At 55.2% G+C, this 1,511-nt stretch carries 2 protein-coding genes; both read right to left on the bottom strand.

The window, feature by feature from the left end; genetic code table 11:
• Positions 1-892: AI-2E family transporter (locus M0974_RS30060; RefSeq protein ID WP_297845536.1), on the bottom strand; the 892-nt coding region annotated here is incomplete at its 3' end.
• Between the two features lie 160 nt (positions 893-1,052).
• The coding region (locus tag M0974_RS30055; protein ID WP_297845535.1) for a methyl-accepting chemotaxis protein at positions 1,053-1,511 on the bottom strand (459 nt) is incomplete at its 5' end.

Raw genomic sequence — 1,511 nt, 5'->3', positions numbered from 1 at the left:
GAATCGGGCGTAACACGGTGTCGACCAAGCCGATGACGAAAACCCCGAATAGCGTGAGAACAACACCCTGCCAGATCATTCCGCTGAGCAGGAAGTAAGCCGCCACAGGAGCCCAAACGATGCCTGCGCCAACTGCCGGCAGCAAGGAAAGAAACGCCATCAGCACGGCCCACAGCAGTGCACTTGGAATACTTAGCGCCCAGAAGATCAAACCGCCAAGCGCGCCCTGAACCACTGCCATTAAGACGTTGCCTTTTACCGTCGCCCGCACAACCCGATTGAACTTCAATTGCAATCGGCGCTTTTGTGGCTCGGCTAGCGGCACTGCCAGGCGGATTCTGCGCACCAAATCATGACCATCGCGCAGGAAGAAGAACAACAAGTACAGCATGATGAAAAAGCTGATGACGAAATCGAATGTACCCTGGCCAAAGCTGAAGGCCTGAGTCGCTAAATACTGGCTACCTTCCATGGACGCCTTGAGGATTTTGTCCCGCAGACCATTAAGATCACCCATTCCGAGGCGATCGAGTAAGTGTTTGAAGTAAGGCGGTAATGAGTCCTTGAATTGGGCCAGGTACTTAGCAATGTCCAGCTTCCCGCTTTCTATGTTGTTGTAGACCATGGCGCCTTCCTGGACTAACAACAGGCTGATAATGATCACCGGCAAAATCGCGATCAGCAGGCATACGGTCAAGGTACACAGCGAAGTCAGGTTGCGCTGCCAGCCAAACTTCATCAGCAGGCGTCGTTGGAGTGGCGCGAAGATAATCCCGAGGATCACCGCCCAGAACACTGCGCCGTAAAACGGCAGCAGAATCCAGATGAACGCAATGGTGACCAACACCATCAACGCCAGAAAGGTTTTGTACTGCAGCGTGGTTTCGTTCATGTCCGATCCATGTCAGTAAGGCTCCGCGTTAACGCGACTTACTGTTTAGTCAGCCAATCTTCGGACGAGTGCCGTTGTTTTACGCGGTTCTGGATGGGTAGGTTTTTTAGCGAGGAAAGAAGAAACGGGGCAAGGCCATTGCAGCCCTGCCCCGAGGACATCAGATACGGAATTGTCCGACCAATTTACCCAAGCGTTGCCCAAGGTCTGCGAGGCTACGGGAGGTTTGTGCACTTTTCTGGGTTTGATCAGCCACGCTGTCCACTGCTTCGGCGATCTGGTGAACGCTGCGGTTTATTTCTTCGGCCACCGCTGTCTGCTCTTCGGCGGCGCTGGCGATCTGTGCGTTCATTGTATTGATCGTGCCAATCAGCCCGGCAATGGTGTCCAGCGATGTACCTGCGTCGTTGGCCCGCACCGAAGTGCCCTCGCCCGCTTCGCTAGAACGACGCATGGCTTCCACCGCACCTTTTGTACCAGTTTGCAGGCGGTCAATCATCGTTTGAATTTCTTGGGTGCTTTGCTGGGTACGACTGGCCAGCGCTCGAACCTCGTCCGCAACCACCGCAAACCCGCGCCCGGCCTCGCCAGCTCGTGCTGCCTCGATCGCCGCGTTGAG

The organism is Pseudomonas sp. (genome assembly GCF_026224925.1).
GTDB lineage: Bacteria > Pseudomonadota > Gammaproteobacteria > Pseudomonadales > Pseudomonadaceae > Aquipseudomonas.
This window is presented reverse-complemented; position numbering and strand designations above follow the sequence as displayed.